General features: G+C 71.5%; 10 protein-coding genes. 2 read left to right on the top strand and 8 right to left on the bottom strand.

The genetic code is table 11. The features are described 5' to 3' along the window. A partial coding sequence (locus ACQEVI_RS00005) for a cupin domain-containing protein (RefSeq protein ID WP_432893314.1) occupies positions 1 to 276 on the bottom strand: 276 nt, incomplete at its 3' end. Between the two features lie 84 nt (positions 277 to 360). Between ACQEVI_RS00005 and ACQEVI_RS00010 the strand changes: the two genes are divergently transcribed. Both ACQEVI_RS00010 and poxB read left to right on the top strand, forming a co-directional pair. Beyond that, positions 361 to 1,392, top strand: coding sequence for an ArsR/SmtB family transcription factor (locus ACQEVI_RS00010; RefSeq protein WP_432893316.1), 1,032 nt, complete (start codon positions 361 to 363; stop codon positions 1,390 to 1,392). A gap of 181 nt (positions 1,393 to 1,573) precedes the next feature. Beyond that, positions 1,574 to 3,307: a ubiquinone-dependent pyruvate dehydrogenase gene (gene poxB, locus ACQEVI_RS00015; RefSeq protein WP_432893319.1), complete on the top strand. Its 1,734-nt coding sequence runs from the start codon at positions 1,574 to 1,576 to the stop codon at positions 3,305 to 3,307. A 33-nt stretch (positions 3,308 to 3,340) separates the two neighbouring features. On the opposite strand, the gene ACQEVI_RS00020 is transcribed toward poxB, so the two are convergent. The 7 genes from ACQEVI_RS00020 to ACQEVI_RS00050 all read right to left on the bottom strand — a co-directional run bounded on the left by ACQEVI_RS00020 (position 3,341) and on the right by ACQEVI_RS00050 (position 14,524). Then, positions 3,341 to 4,015 carry a hypothetical protein gene (locus tag ACQEVI_RS00020; RefSeq protein WP_432893321.1) on the bottom strand — a complete coding sequence of 225 codons (675 nt, stop codon included), beginning with the start codon at positions 4,013 to 4,015 and terminating at the stop codon, positions 3,341 to 3,343. 204 nt (positions 4,016 to 4,219) lie between these two features. Beyond that, positions 4,220 to 8,593, bottom strand: a complete 4,374-nt coding sequence (locus tag ACQEVI_RS00025) for a ThuA domain-containing protein (protein WP_432893323.1) — start codon at positions 8,591 to 8,593, stop codon at positions 4,220 to 4,222. A gap of 135 nt (positions 8,594 to 8,728) precedes the next feature. Then, positions 8,729 to 9,625, bottom strand: a complete 897-nt coding sequence (locus ACQEVI_RS00030) for a sugar phosphate isomerase/epimerase family protein (protein WP_432893325.1) — start codon at positions 9,623 to 9,625, stop codon at positions 8,729 to 8,731. 12 nt (positions 9,626 to 9,637) lie between these two features. After that, positions 9,638 to 10,861: a substrate-binding domain-containing protein gene (locus ACQEVI_RS00035; protein ID WP_432893328.1), complete on the bottom strand. Its 1,224-nt coding sequence runs from the start codon at positions 10,859 to 10,861 to the stop codon at positions 9,638 to 9,640. A 59-nt stretch (positions 10,862 to 10,920) separates the two neighbouring features. Next, complete coding sequence (locus ACQEVI_RS00040; RefSeq protein ID WP_432893330.1) at positions 10,921 to 11,946, bottom strand: ABC transporter permease; 1,026 nt, start codon at positions 11,944 to 11,946, stop codon at positions 10,921 to 10,923. Beyond that, positions 11,943 to 12,977 carry an ABC transporter permease gene (locus tag ACQEVI_RS00045; protein ID WP_432893332.1) on the bottom strand — a complete coding sequence of 345 codons (1,035 nt, stop codon included), beginning with the start codon at positions 12,975 to 12,977 and terminating at the stop codon, positions 11,943 to 11,945. Before ACQEVI_RS00045 ends, ACQEVI_RS00040 begins: the two co-directional genes overlap by 4 nt. Beyond that, entirely contained in the window at positions 12,974 to 14,524 is a 1,551-nt protein-coding gene (locus ACQEVI_RS00050) for a sugar ABC transporter ATP-binding protein (protein ID WP_432893335.1), read from the bottom strand. Before ACQEVI_RS00050 ends, ACQEVI_RS00045 begins: the two co-directional genes overlap by 4 nt. Positions 14,525 to 14,712: the final 188 nt, after the last annotated feature.

Below are 14,712 nucleotides of genomic sequence, written 5' to 3' on the forward strand. Positions count from 1 at the left end.
GGGTGCGACGGCGGTGTCGCCGGCCCGGGCCACGAACGTCCGGTCGCCGACGACGATGGTCGCCTCGCCCTCGAGCACCGACCAGGTCTCGTCGTAGGGGTGGCGGTGCAGGCCCGGACCCTGCCCGGGGTCCGACGTGACGAGGAAGAACGACACGTTCGACCCGTACCGGGCGCCCTCGAACCGGAGGGTGCGGCTCTCGCCGATGCGGATGTCGTCGGCGGGGATCGCCGCGGGGGCGGCGGCAGTGGCGGCGGCGGCTGCGGAGCTGTTCATGGTGGGTACTTCCTCTCGGTGAAGGCTGCGTCCTGATGAGCCCTACTCTCCGCCGCCCGCGCACCCACTGACTACGCTTTCGACGTGGATCGAAAGTTCGTCGAGTTCCGGCTCGGCTCCAGCGACATCTCAGCGGTGCGGTTCGGCATCTCCCCCGGTCATGAGCTCGTGCACGCCGTGCGCACCATCCTTCGCCCGCAGAGCGCGCCGCTGCACTGGGGCTGGTTCCGCAGCGTCCAGGCTGGCATTCAGGGCAGCGCCCAGGGCGGTGCACAGAGCAGCGGCAAGCCACCCACCGAAGCCTTTCGCCTGATGGCGGTCATCAGCGGCGTCGAGGGCTACATGCCCGACTTCCTCACCGCGACGCCGTCGGGCGACATGACTCCCGAGGAAGAGGCCGAACGGCTGCGTCAGGTCCCCGACGAACGGCTCCGGTTCGACCTGGAGAAGATGGTGCTTCGCTCGACCGGCGCCCGGCAGCAGGAGATCCGCGACCTGATCGCGGCACCGGACCACGCCCGGAGGGTGATCGTCGAGGCCTGGCAAGAGGTCTGGGACACGCTGCTCGCGCCTGTCTGGCCGCAGATGCTCCGCCTGCTGCGGGCCGACATCGGTGTCCGCGCACGCCGCAGCAGCGACGCCGGGCTCGCGGAGATGGCGAGCACCCTGCACTCCACGGTGACCTGGGCCGACGAGATAGTGCGCGTCCAGATGAGCCGGCACGAGGAGATCGTCGACTGCGGCGGCACCGGCCTGGTGCTCGTCCCGTCGGTCATGATGGCGACGCGCGGCTGCGCCGTGCTGACCGAGCGCCCCGCACAGCCGACGATCTTCTACCCGGCCCACGGGGTGTCCGAGACCTGGCACCGCGACGGCGCGGACGCCCTCGCCGCGCTCTCCGCCCTGCTCGGGCCGACCCGCGCCCGCCTCGTCCTCGAGCTCCAGCAGCCCCTGTCGACCTCCGAGTGCGCGGCACTGACCGAGCTCGCGGTGTCGACGGCGTCGCACCACCTCACCGTCCTGCGGGACGCCGGCCTGATCGACAGCCGCCGCAACGGCGTCCGCGTCCTGCACACCCGCACGCCGCTGGGCGAGGCGCTGGCGGGCATCGGCTGACCCCTGCCCCGGGCGTGTCCAGGGTCTGGGGCGACTGCGGTCCGGGCGCGTCCGCGGCTGGCCGCGTCGCACGCTTGGCACACTTTTTCTGGACAGCCCAGCCCGACATGAACAAGCCGGTCATCGCCGGTAACGTCGCACGGACGGCGCAACAGACCGAGCGGACCAGGAGGCGCACATCATGACCAATGTCGCTGACACGATCGTCGAGATCATCAAGGACGCCGGCGTGGAGCGGGTCTACGGCCTGCCCGGCGACTCGCTGAACGGCTTCACGGACGCGATCCGGACCAGCGACGGCGTCGCCTGGCAGCACGTGCGGCACGAGGAGGCGGCGGCCTTCGCGGCGGCCGCCGAGGCCGCGCTGACCGGAGAGCTCGCCGTCTGCGCAGGAAGCTGCGGGCCGGGCAACCTGCACCTGATCAACGGGCTCTTCGACGCCCACCGCAGCCGGGTACCGGTGCTCGCGATCGCGGCGCAGATCCCGGGCGCCGAGATCGGCAGCAACTACTTCCAGGAGACGCACCCGCAGGACCTGTTCCGCGAGTGCAGCGTCTACACCGAGCTGGTGAGCATGCCCGAGCAGCTGCCGCGCGTGCTCGAGATCGCCATGCGGACCGCCGTCGAGAAGCGGGGTGTCGCCGTCGTCGTCATCCCCGGTGAGATCTTCCTTGCCGAGAGCACCGGCCGCAGGAAGTCCGCGCCGATCCGGGCGGCGCAGAGCGTCGTCCGCCCGCGCGACGCCGAGCTGCGGCAGGCCGCCGAGATCCTGAACGCGGCCAAGAAGGTGACCATCCTGGGCGGCGCGGGCACCGAGGGCGCCCACGAGCGGGTGCTCGCGATCGCCGAGCGGCTCAAGGCCCCGGTGGTGCACGCGCTGCGCGGCAAGGAGTTCCTGGAGTACGACAACCCGTACGACGTCGGCATGACCGGCCTGCTGGGCTTCTCCTCGGGCTACCGCGCCATGGAGAGCTGCGACGCGCTCCTCATGCTCGGCACCGACTTCCCCTACCAGCAGTTCTACCCGGCCAAGGCGAAGATCGTGCAGGTCGACATCCGAGGCGAACAGCTCGGGCGGCGCACACCGGTCGACCTCGGGCTGGTGGGCGACGTGGGCGACACCATCGACGCGCTGCTGCCGCTGCTCGACGACCACACGAACCGCAAGCACCTCGACTCCGCGCTCAAGCACTACGCGAGGACGCGCAAGGACCTCGACGACCTCGCCGACAACGACCGCAACCGCGAGCCGATCCACCCGCAGTACGTCGCGCGCCTGGTGAGCGAGCTGGCCAGTGAGGACGCGGTGTTCATCCCCGACGTCGGCTCCCCCGTCGTCTGGGCGTCCCGGTACCTGACGATGAACGGCAGGCGCCGCCTGATCGGCTCGTTCAGCCACGGCACGATGGCGAACGCCGTGCCGCACGCCGTCGGCGCCCAGTCGGCGCTCCCGGGGCGGCAGGTGATCGCCCTGTCGGGGGACGGTGGTCTCTCGATGCTCCTCGGCGAACTGCTGACCGTCCGGCAGAACAAGCTGCCCGTGAAGATCGTGGTGTTCAACAACTCCTCGCTCAACTTCGTCGAGGTGGAGATGAAGGCAGCGGGCTTCGTGAACTTCGGCACGCAGCTCGACAACCCGAGCTTCGCCGACGTCGCCACCGCGATGGGCATCCACGGCCAGCGGGTCGAGCAGCCGGACGACCTCGAGGGCGCGCTGCGGGCCGCGTTCGAGCACGACGGGCCGGCGCTGGTCGACGTCGTCACCGCGCAGCAGGAGCTGTCGATCCCGCCCGCGATCACCGCCCAGCAGGTCAAGGGCTTCACGCTGTACGCGATCCGCACGATCCTGTCGGGGCGCGGCGACGAGCTGGTCGACCTGGCCGACACGAACGTGTTCCGGCGGCTGTTCGACTGATCGCGGCGGCCCGTCTCACCCCGCGCGGACAGTTCAGTGGTCGCCGTGCGACACCTCCGCCTCGCCCTCGGCGCTCATGCCCGAGTGCAGCGGCAGGAACGCGTGCAGGTGCCCGCGGTCCGCCTCGATGTGCTGCAGGTCGAGCTGGACCGCGGCCACCGCCCAGGCGTCCACCGCCCGCGTGCGCAGGTCGCCCGCGACGGCGTACAGCCGCGCCGAGTCCCGCCCGTCGCCGTCGGCACCTGCCGCCAGCACGAGGACGTCGAGCGTGTCGCCCAGCAGCCGGGTCGAGAGCATCAGCCCGTTGCGGACGATGTTGTGCTCGGACGATCCGGTCGGCAGCGCCTCCGTCTCCGCGGCTACCTCGTCGACGACGGCGCGCCACTCGTCCAGCTCCGCCGACGTCGGCGGCGCCGCCTCGTCCGACGTCGGCTCGCCCTCCGACCCGTCACGGGCCGGCAGAGTCTCGTACAGCCCGTCCATCACGGGTAGGAGCCGCTCCTGGGCGGAGACCGCGAGCTCGCCCGCCGCCGACAGGTTCTCGACGGCCCGCTCCGCCTCCGCGGCCTCCAGCTCCGCCACGCGGGCGGGGTCGACGTCGAACCCGCCCGCCGACGACGCCTCGCCCTCCCACGGGCGCAGCGCCATCAGCACCACCAGCAGCACCATCAGCAGGGCCACGGCGACAGCCGCCAGTACGGCTGCCACCACGGCTCCCCGGCCCAGCCGCCGGCGCCCCGTGGGCACCGGCGACCGGGTTCCGGGGCGGCCGGCACCGCCCCGGCTCGACGGACGTGCCGCGGCGTTCGGCGCGCGGCGCGGTGTGTTCCGCGGTCTGCTCCTCGTCCTCGGCACGTCCTTGCTCCTCATCTCTCAGCGGGATCTCTCAGCGGGCAAACCGGTCAGCTACAGCTACGAGCCACAGCTCGCGGCCTCGTACCCCTCGCCGACGACCACCTCGTGCGGCCCGTTGACCGCGGTGACCGTGGCGGTCCCCGCCTGGATCGCCCTCGCGCCCGCGCGGAACTGGCGGGAGACGGTCTCCCCGGGCAGCACGTTCCGGTACGTCTTGCTCCCGTACGGGGTGCTGAGCTCGACAAGTGCCGGGTCAGCGCCCGCATTGGTCGCGCTCACCCTCACGCGTGCCTGCGGGCCGGTGCACCGGCTCGCCGCCGCGACCTCGATCTGCGGCGGGTCCGGCTGGTCGTCGAACGTGAGGTCCTGGAACTCCACGGCGCTCCTGTTCGACCCGTGGTGCGCGGTGACGAACAGCCCGACGTCCTGCACGTCGGCGGCGCCCGCGAGCGCCTCCGCCTCCCCGATCTGCGTGAACGTCTCACCGTCGGAGCTCCGGTAGGCCGAGTACAGGTCGCCGTCGCGCACGAGCCGCACCCAGGCCGGGTATGCCGTCGAACCGCCGCTCGACGACGTGACGAGCTGGCCGGCGTCGTTGCCGCGCAGCCACTCGAACCCGCCGCTCGGCCGGATGCCGAGCGCCGCGTAGCCCGGCGACGAGCCTGGCAGGGTCACGTCGTTGCGGACGATGATCCCGGCCTTGGCCGACCCGTGGGAGTTGCCCTGGCTGTTGATCCGTACGGTGGCGGTCCAGTGCCGGTCGGTGCCCTCGCGGTAGATCGCCGAGTACTGGTCGACGCCCTGCCACATGTTGGCGCCGCCCGACTCGATGACGTACCGCCCCGTGGACAGCTGCTCGAACTCGCCGTCCGCGTTGCTGAAGGTCCGCATCCCGGCGAACACGTCGCCGACCTGTGCGACGACGATCCGTGAGGTGGTCGCGAGCCCCTGGTCGTTGGTCGCCACGGCCGTCAGCTCGTAGTAGCCGTCGGCGGCGACGTCCCACTGCGCCGTGTAGGGCGCCGTCTCGTCGACGCCGATCGACGTGTCGTCGGCGAAGAACTCCACCTGGCTGACGGCGTTCTCCGCGTCCGTCGCGTCGGCGGTGACGTCGACCTGGCCGGGTTCGAGCTCGACCCCGCCCTCGGGTGCCGTGACGGCCACCTCCGGCCGCGTGGTCTCTGCCGCGCCCTTGCCGTTGGCCTCCAGGAAGTTGAGCCGCCGCTCGCCCGGGCCGGGGAAGACCAGGAAGAGCTCGAAGCTCTCCCCCGGGTCGTCGACGACTACCCGCACGTCGCGGAAGTCGCTGACGCCGGTGGCCACGATCTGAGCGGTGCCGAGCAGGTCGCCGTCCGGGGCATCGCGCCGAAGCTCGATGGTGCCCGCGGACGCCGAGGCCACCCGGAGGGTCAGGGCGTCGACACCCCGCAGGCTCACGGGGTCGTAGGACGCCCAGGCGCCCTCGGCGCCGACGAGGACGGACCCGCCGCCCTCGACGTCCCGGCTCGGCGCCGACGTCGTGCCCTCCTGGGTCGTGTGGAACTCGGCCTGCCGCTCCCGGGGGAACAGGAGGGTGGTGTCCGAGCCGGTGAGCGCCGGGATGTCGCCCGCGCCGCCGTCGTCCTCGTAGCGCGCGTCGAGCACGTAGAAGAGGTTGGTGCCCTCGCCGTGCCCGCCGCCGAGCTCGGTCACCACGGAGCCCGTGCGGCCGTGCAGCGGCTCGGACGGGTGCGCGTGCGCGTCGTGCCCCAGGGCCGGCTGGATGACGACGCGCTGGTCGTCGATCGCCGAGCCGTCCGGCGAGTCCTCGGCGTCGGTCACGGAGACGTCCCACGGGACCGTGTCGCCGAACTCGAAGAACGAGCCCGTCGGCGGGAGCCCGAAGTCCACCTCCGGCCGGGTGTTGCCCACCGTGATCGGCACTGTGGCGGTCCCGTCCTTGCCCGCCGGGTCGGTGACGGTGAGCCGGGCGTCGTAGACGCCGTCCGCGGTGTACGTGTGCGACGCCGTCGGGTCGGTCGAGTCGGTGGTGCCGTCGCCGTCGAAGTCCCACGCGTAGGCGAGGTTCTCGCCCTCCGGGTCGGTGCTGCCCGTCCCGTCGAACTCCACCTCCAGCGGCGCGGTCCCGGAGTCGGGCGTCGCCTTCGGTACCGACTCGGGCGAGCGCGAGCCCGACACGTAGTCGACGCGGTGCAGGCCGGAGTTCGGGTTGTCCCTGCCGAAGCCGCCGCCCCAGTCGAGCACGTACATCGCGCCGTCGGGCCCGAACTTCGCGTCGATCGGCGCGAGGAAGTCCTCGTCCGGCAGGAACCGGTTGACCTTCTCGACGTCCGTCTCGCCAGCTCCCGCCTCCGGGTCCGTGGTCTCCACGGTGAACACCTGGTTCCGCGCCCACTCGTAGAAGAACGCCTTGCCCTCGTAGTACTCGGGGAACTTGGTGTCCGAGTCGAGCTCCGGGTCGAAGTCGTAGAACGGGCCGCCCATCGGCGCCAGTCCCCCGCCCTGGTTGATCCCACCCGGCACCGACGACCGCTGGTAGCCGTACCAGAGGTCCGCCGGCTGGGCCGCGGGCAGCTCCGTGAGGCCCGTGTTCCGCACCGAGTCGTTGACCGGCGCGTCGCAGTCGAAGAACTCGCCGACGGTGACGGGACTGGTCCGGTAGTCGACGTCCCGGAACGGCTCGTTGTCGCCCATGCAGAGCGGCCAGCCGAAGAAGCCGGGCTCCTTGATGAGGTTCCACTCGGCGATGCCCGCGGGGCCGCGCTGCGCCAGGTTGTCGGTGTTGCTGTCCGGCGAGTAGTCGGCGACGCCGAGGTTGCCCGTGGCCGGGTCGATGGCGAACCGGAACGGGTTGCGGAAGCCCATCGCGTAGATCTCGGGCAGCGTCTTGTCCTGCGTGTCCTCCGACTCCGGGAACAGGTTGCCCTCCGGGACGGAGTAGGTGCCGTCGTCCTCGGGATGGATCCGCAGCACCTTGCCGCGCAGGTCGTTGGTGTTGGCGGACGTCGCCCGCGCGTCGTGGAAGGTGCCGTCCCGCTCGGAGATGGGTGCGTACCCGCCCGACGGCTCCGAGTGCGGGTTCACGTCGTCGCCGACGCCGAGGTACAGGTCGCCGCTGGTGTGGTCGACGACGACCCCGCCGCCCGTGTGCCCCGGCTCGTCCGGCAGGCGCCGGGCCGGGACCTCCAGCAGCACCTTCTCGGACGCCGGGTCGATGGTCGTCGCCCCCGAGGCGCTCGTCGTGACCGTGAACCGGGAAAGCCGGTTGTGGAAGCTCGCGGGGTCCGTGTCGTCCTCGCTCGCGGGCGACCAGTACTGGTACAGGTAGCCGTTCTCCGCGAAGTCCTCGTCGAGCGCGATGCCCAGCAGGCCGTCCTCGCCGCCCGAGTACACCGGGAGCGTCACGGCGGTGGTCGTGGTCCGCGCCTGAGGGTCGAACACCCGGATCTGCCCGCGCACCAGCTCGGTGAAGAAGACCCGGCCGTCGGGTGCGACGTCGATCCCGAAGGGCGCGCTCGTGTTCGTGTCCAGCGCCACCTTCTCGAACTGGCCCCAGTCGGTGCCGCCGCAGTCGCCCGCGGCCAGCCCGGCCGCCCACTGCACACCACCGACGATATGCGCCACCAGCTCCGGCTCCCCCGTGTAGTGCGCGCCGAAGTGGCCCATGCCAGTCATCCACGCGCGGCCGCCGTCGTAGTACTTGCACCACGAGATCTGGTGGTCGTAGCCCATGGCGTTGCCGCCCGGGTCGTAGGTCGACTCGTCCATCGTGGCCAGCACGTGGGCGTCGCCGCGCACGTTGGCCGAGTAGTTGTACCACTCGTCGGCGCGGTCCCAGCGCTGCGGCAGGTGCTGCGTGGAGGGGTGCTTGCGGTCCTCCACGCGGACCGTGCCGGGCAGGCCGGGGCTCGAGCCCGTGGCGGCGTGGCCGGGCATCAGCGCCCCGATCATCTCGTCCCACCAGGCGTAGCTGCCGCGCATGTCCGTCGCGTTGTGGATGGCGACGATGCCGCCGCCCGCCTGCTGGTACCGCTCCATCGCGGCCTTCTGCTCGGCGTTCCACGGGTCGCCGGACGCCTGGAACATGACCAGCGCGTCGTACTGCGCCAGGTCGGCGTCGTTGAAGACCGTCGGGTCCTCCGTGTGGTCGGACTCGATGCCCGCCTCGGCGAACGCCGCCTCGAGCACCGGGGTGCCCTGCGTGATCGCCTCCTCGTGCCGGTACTGGGTGGTGGCCGTGAAGATGAGGACTCTGCCTTCTTGCACGACCTCGGCCTGGACCTCGGCCGGCCCGGCAACGGCTCTCTTGTCCGCGGCGGCCCGGTGTCCGACGGCGGCAGTGGCCGGGACGGACGCGAGCGTGAGCGCCAGCGCTCCGATCGCGAGCGCCGCGATGGATCTCCCCCAGCGGGGACGTCGTGGTGCGGTCATCGTGTTGCCTCCTGGCAGATCGGCGTGGCAGATCGACGTGCGGTCCCGCCGGGAACTCCCGGCGGAGCGTGTTTCGTTGACCAGCCCGGCGTGCCGGCGCCGAGCGCTCGCGAGCGCGTGCGGTTCAGACGGGTGTCAGGGCATCAGTCCTCTCAGGTGTGCGAGGCCGTCGGTCGCGAGGGTGTCCTGGCTCGCGGCCAGCGGCCGCCAGATCGACGCGGCGGTGGCGATGGTGGCGTTCTCGCCGGTGAACGACTCGATGACGAGCGGCCCGGCGTATCCGGCCTGCTCCAGCGCGGCGAGCAGCGCCGGCCAGTCGATCCCGTCGCCGCCGGGTGCGCCGCGGTCGTTGCCGCAGACCTGCACCGCCGCGATCCGCGCACCGGCGCGTTCGACCGCGGCGGGCAGGTCCCGCTCCTCGATGTTCATGTGGTAGACGTCGAGCATCAGCCCGATCCCCTCGGCGGGCAGCGGGGCTATCGCCTCCAGGCCCTGATCGACGGTGTTGACCAGGCTCGTCTCGTAGCGGTTGAGCGGTTCGAGACCGATCACGACGCCCGCCGCGATCGCGTGCTCGACCACCGGCGCGAGGTGCTCCGCGAGCTCGGCGTACGCGTCGGCCCGCTCCTGCGGCGTCGTCCGCCAGGTGCGCCCTACCGAGGCGTACGCCGGGCCGCCGATCACCCGCGCGCCCACCGTGTGCGCGGCGTCGACCACCGCACGCAGGTAGTCCTGCGTCGCCCGCACCGTGCCGGCGTCGGCCGCGACGAGCTCGCGGCCCTCGCCCATGACGAGGGACACGCTCGCGCCGAGACCGTTGTCCGCCAGGACCTGCGCCGCGCGGGGCGGGTCCCAGTCACCGAGGCGTTCGACGGGCAGCTCGAGGACGTCGAACCCCCAGTCCGCCACGCGGGGCGCGAGGTCGGCGAGCGAACGGTCGGTGAGCGGCGACGTCCACACCCAGGTGTTGACGCCGATCGGCCAGGTGGTCGCGGGCCCCTCCGGGACCGTCCATGGCTGCACGTTTCTCATCGGCACAGCCATCTAGCGGTCCGTCCAGGCTTCGGGGTAGCCGGGCAGGTCCTCGCCGCCGAACTTCGCGTAGTGCAGGGAGGGCATGTCAGCGTTGGCCTCGAGGAATCCCGCGAGGTCAGCGGAGGTGACCGGCTCCTGGGGCAGCACCCACTCGGCCGGCACCTCCTCGCCGGCCCAGATCTTCTGCGCGGCCAGGATCGGGGTGCGCCACTGGAAGTTGGAGTAGACGTTGCCGATCGCCGTCATCCCCGTCTCGTCCCACTTGCGCAGGAAGCTCATCTCGTCCTCGCCGACGAAGACCGGGTACGGCTTGCCGGCGTCCTCGAACGCCTCGACCGCCGCGACGGCGCCGTCGCCCGCGTCCATCCAGATGCCGTCGACCTCGCCGCGCTGCAGGTACTGGGTGACGAGGTCCTTGATCTTGGCGCCGTCACCGCCGGTGAACTCGACCCCGACCACCTCGATGTCGCTCTCCGAGAAGACCTTGTCGGCCGCGGCCCACCGGTGCTCCAGCACGTCGACGCCGGGCAGGATGCGCAGCGCCAGGACCGTCGAGCCGGGGTCCAGGTTCTCGGCCAGGAACTCCGCGCCCACCGCGCCGTACGCGTACCCGCCGATCGGGTGGATGAACGTGACCATGCAGTCGGTGTTCACGCCGCGGTCGAACACGATGACCGGCTTGCCGCTCTCGCAGGCGGCCTCGACGGCGGGGGTGAGCGTCGCCGTCGTCGACGGGGAGATGACTATCGCGTCGCAGTCACCCGCCTCGACGAACGCCTGGATGTCGGAGATCTGCTTGTTGTCGTCGTCGGCGGCGTCCGAGACCCGGAACTCGCCGATCACGCCCTCCTCCTGGAGCACCTCCACCTGCTGCTGCATGGTGATCCAGCCGGTGACGCGCCAGGGGTTGGAGACCGAGGCGTTGGAGAAGCAGAGCGTCTTGTCGCCGCCCTCGCCGGCGAGGTCGGCGGTGTCCACCCACTCCGGCTCGATGGCCTGGAGCCAGGGCTCGTCGGCCGGGCCCTCCGGCTCGACGTCGCGCTGGGCCAGCTCCCGGTCGTAGTCCGCCTGGACGAACCACTCGCTCCCGGCCCCGGAGTCGGCGGGCGCCTCCTCCGCCGCGCTCGTCTCGGTGGACGGTGCCTGCTCGGTAGGGGTGTCGGTGGTGCAGGCCGTCAGCAGGAGCAGCGTTCCCGCCGCCGCGCTCGCCAGCAGTGCTCGGGTCGATCGCATGTCCATCCCCTTTGATGAGTGCGGTTCGTGCTGAGTGCGGTTCTTTCGATCAGTGGTGGTCAGGTGCGGCGCCGACGTGCCGCGTAGGCGACGGCGGCGATGAGGATCACGCCCTGCACGGCGGGCCGGATGGTCGACGGCAGGGCGAGCTGGTTGAAGAGCGTGAACAGGGCCTCGAGCGTCAGCGCGCCGACCATGGCGGCCACCACCGTCCCGCGGCCGCCCCCGAGGGCGACACCACCCAGCACGACGGCGGTGATCGCCATGAACTCCAGCCCCTGACCCACCTGGGCGGTGACCCCGGCGAACCCGCCGATGAGCACCGCCGCGACGGTGGCGAGGAACGAGGAGAGCAGGAACGCCCGGGTGCGCAGCCACCACACCGAGGCGCCGCTGTACGCGGCGGCGACGGCGTTGTCGCCGACGGCGACCAGGGACCTGCCGAACGGGCGGCGCATCAGCAGCACCGCGAGAGCGACGACGACGAGGGCCACCAGCAGGGCGTACGGGACCTGGAACTGTCCCGGGACGTCCGGGAAGCCCTTGCGGCCCAGCACCCGGAAGCTCTCGCTCAGCGCACCCGTCGGCGCACCGCCGGTCCACAGCCGGATGGCGCCGAACAGCACGAGCATCATGCCGAGCGTGGTGATGAAGGACGGGACCCGCAGCAGCGTCGTCACCAGGCCGTTGACGAGCCCGACCAGCAGCCCGAAGACGAGCATGAGCCCCACGACCGGCCAGGTCAGTGCCTCGTCGCCGTCCATCAGCCGGGCCGCGATCACCACCTGGGCGCCGACGAGCGAACCCACCGACAGGTCGAACTCACCGGAGACGATGACGAAGTACTGGCCGATCGCGAGCACCACCAGCGGCGCGGCCTTCTTCGCGAACGCCATGAGCGACACCGGCTCCGCGAAGGACGGGTTGATCACGACGATCACGGCGAGGACCAGCACGAGCAGCGCGAGCACGGTCCAGCTGCCGCCGGACAGGAGCCGCTCGCGCCAGCGTCGTGCGGTGCTGCGCGAGGTACCGCGTGCGGTGCTGCGTGCGGTGCTGCGTGCGGTGTCTTCGGTCCGGGTCATGCGACGTCGCCTCCTCGGGCGGCCGAGACCTTGGTGCCGAACCGGACCCGCCGGCTCGCCGGGTCGATCTGGCGCCGTGCGTACAGGGCCACCGCGGCGATGATGACGACGCCGCGCAGCACGTCCTTGAAGAACGGGTTGACGTCGAGCACGTTGAACGCGGTGTCGAGCACCGCGAGGATCGCCACCCCGCCGACCGTGCCGACCACCGAGCCCCGGCCGCCGAACAGGAGCGTGCCGCCCAGCACCACCGCGGCGATCGAGTCGAGGTCGAGGCCGTAGGAGTAGACCAGCGCGTTCCCGGTGCCGAACCGGGCGGCGATGAGCAGGCCCGCGATGCCGGCACACAGGGAGCACAGCACGTGCGCCAGGACGAGGGTGCGGCTCGTGCGCACACCCGAGAGCCGGGCGACGTCGAGGTTCCCGCCCACCGCGAACATGTGATAGCCCGCCCGGGTCCGCGTGAGCAGCACGAACGCCGCCGCGGCGACGAGCAGCATGACGATCGTCGAGACGGGCACCGGGCCGACGCGGGTGTACCCGAACGTCTGGAAGGCGAACGGCACCTCGCCCTCCGGCCCCTTGAACCGCGTGTCGAGGAAGCCCTTGACGATCAGGCCGATGCCGAGCGTCGCGATGAACGGGTTGACGCTCAGCGCCGAGATGATCAGGCCGTTCACGAGCCCGACGCCGGCCGCGACCGCCAGCGCGGCCACCACCCCGAGCCAGACGCGCGCCGGGTCGCCCGCCATCGTCGTCGCCCCGATCAGCGAGCACAGCGCGACGACGTATCCCACCGACAGGTCGAGCGAGCGGCACAGGATCACCAGCGTCTGCCCGACGGCGACGAACCCGAGCAGGCTCGTCTGCGTGAGCATGTAGCTGACGTTGCCCTGCGCGAAGAGGTTGCCGCCGCGGGCCGCCACGAGCGCGCCCGCGACCAGCAGGATGCCGACCAGCGCCAGGTAGACGATCTCGGTGGACCCGAGGCGAAGACTGCGCACGGTGCTGGTCGTTGTGCCGGTCGTCATGCCGCCCCCGTCGCCAGCGCCATGATGGTCTCCTCGTCGCTGCCGCCCGGCAGCTCCCCGGCGATCCGGCCGTCGCACAGGACGAGGATGCGGTCGGCCATCGCCACCACCTCCGGCAGCTCGGACGAGATGAGCAGGACGGCGGTCCCGTCGGCGGTCAGCGTGCGCATCAGGTCGTAGACGGCGCGCTTGGCGCCGACGTCGATCCCGCGCGTCGGCTCGTCGAGCACGATCACCCGCGGCTCGGTCACCAGCCACTTGGCGAGGACGACCTTCTGCTGGTTGCCGCCGGACAGGTACTGCACCTCGGTGTCCTGGGCGGCAGCGACGGTGCTCGCGGGCACGGCGAGCGACCGCAGCACCTCGGTGATGCGCCGCGCCCGGCGGTCCGACACACCCGGCAGGACGGCGTCGAGCACGAGCCGCGCGTTCGCGAGGACCGACTGGCCGAGGGCCAGGCCCTCCGACTTGCGGTCCTCGCTGACCAGCGCGAGGCGGTGCCGTACGCCCTGCCGCGGCGTGCGCACGTGGACGGGCTGCCCGTCGACGGTCATGCTGCCGCGCGTGAACGGCGCGATACCGAACACCCCGTGCGCGACCTCGGTGCGGCCCGACCCCTGCAGGCCCGCCAGCGCGACGATCTCACCGGCCCGCACCTCGAGGTCCACGCCGTCCACCATCGTGTTGCCGGAGCCCGCGAGCGCCAGCCGTACCTCGCCGGACACTTCGCCGGACATCTCGCCGGGTACCTCGCCGGAAACTGTGGCGGCGGGCTTGTCCGGGAAGAAGCCGGCGAAGTCGCGGCCCACCATGGTGCGCACCAGCCGGTCGGGGCTCACCTCGGCGGCCGTCGCGGTGAGCACGTGGTTGCCGTCCTTGAGGACGGTGATCGTGTCGGCCAGGTCGTAGATCTCCTGGAGCCGGTGCGAGACGTACAGGATGGCGACGCCGCGGTCGCGCAACTGCCGGACCAGGTCGTAGAGCAGCGCGACCTCCTGGTCGGCGAGCGCCGCCGTCGGCTCGTCCATGGAGATGATCCGGGCGTCGTACGAGACCGCCTTGACGATCTCGACGATCTGCTGCTGCGCCACGGACAGGGAGCCGACCCGGTTCCAGGACGCGATGCTCGTCAGCCCCAGGTCGTCGAGGAGGCGGGTGGTGTCGGCGTGCAGCCGGCGGCGGTCGACCATGCCGCTGGATCTGCCGCCGAACATACCGCCGAACATGCCGCGCCTGGTCGGCTCACGGCCGAGGTAGACGTTCTCGGCGACCGACCGGTCCGGCAGCAGGTTGAACTCCTGGAAGACCGTCGCGACACCGGCACGCTGCGCGTCGAGCGGCGTCGGGAAGGAGACGGGCGAACCGTCGAGCTCGATGGTGCCGGCGGACGGGCGGTGGACGCCGGCGACGATCTTCATCACCGTCGACTTGCCGGCGCCGTTCTCGCCCACGAGGGCGTGGACCTGCCCGGGATACAGGGTCAGGTCGATCTCTCGCAGCACCGAGGTGCCGAAGAACTCCTTGCCGACGCCGTGCAGGCGCAGCACCGGGCCGGGTGCTTCCGGCTCTCGTTCCGAACTCGATTCCGAGGTTTTTTCCGGGTCGGGTACTGGAGTGTGCGCGTCGTCATCGGCTCGCATATCCACCAATGTAGGGACCTTTTGGTCTATGTCAAGCAAAAGATGCTTGTCGTTTACGCGGCTTCTGCGACCGGCAGCACATATGGGCTATCTTT

The sequence above is a fragment of the Promicromonospora sp. CA-289599 genome (genome assembly GCF_050936155.1).
Taxonomy (GTDB): domain Bacteria; phylum Actinomycetota; class Actinomycetes; order Actinomycetales; family Cellulomonadaceae; genus Promicromonospora.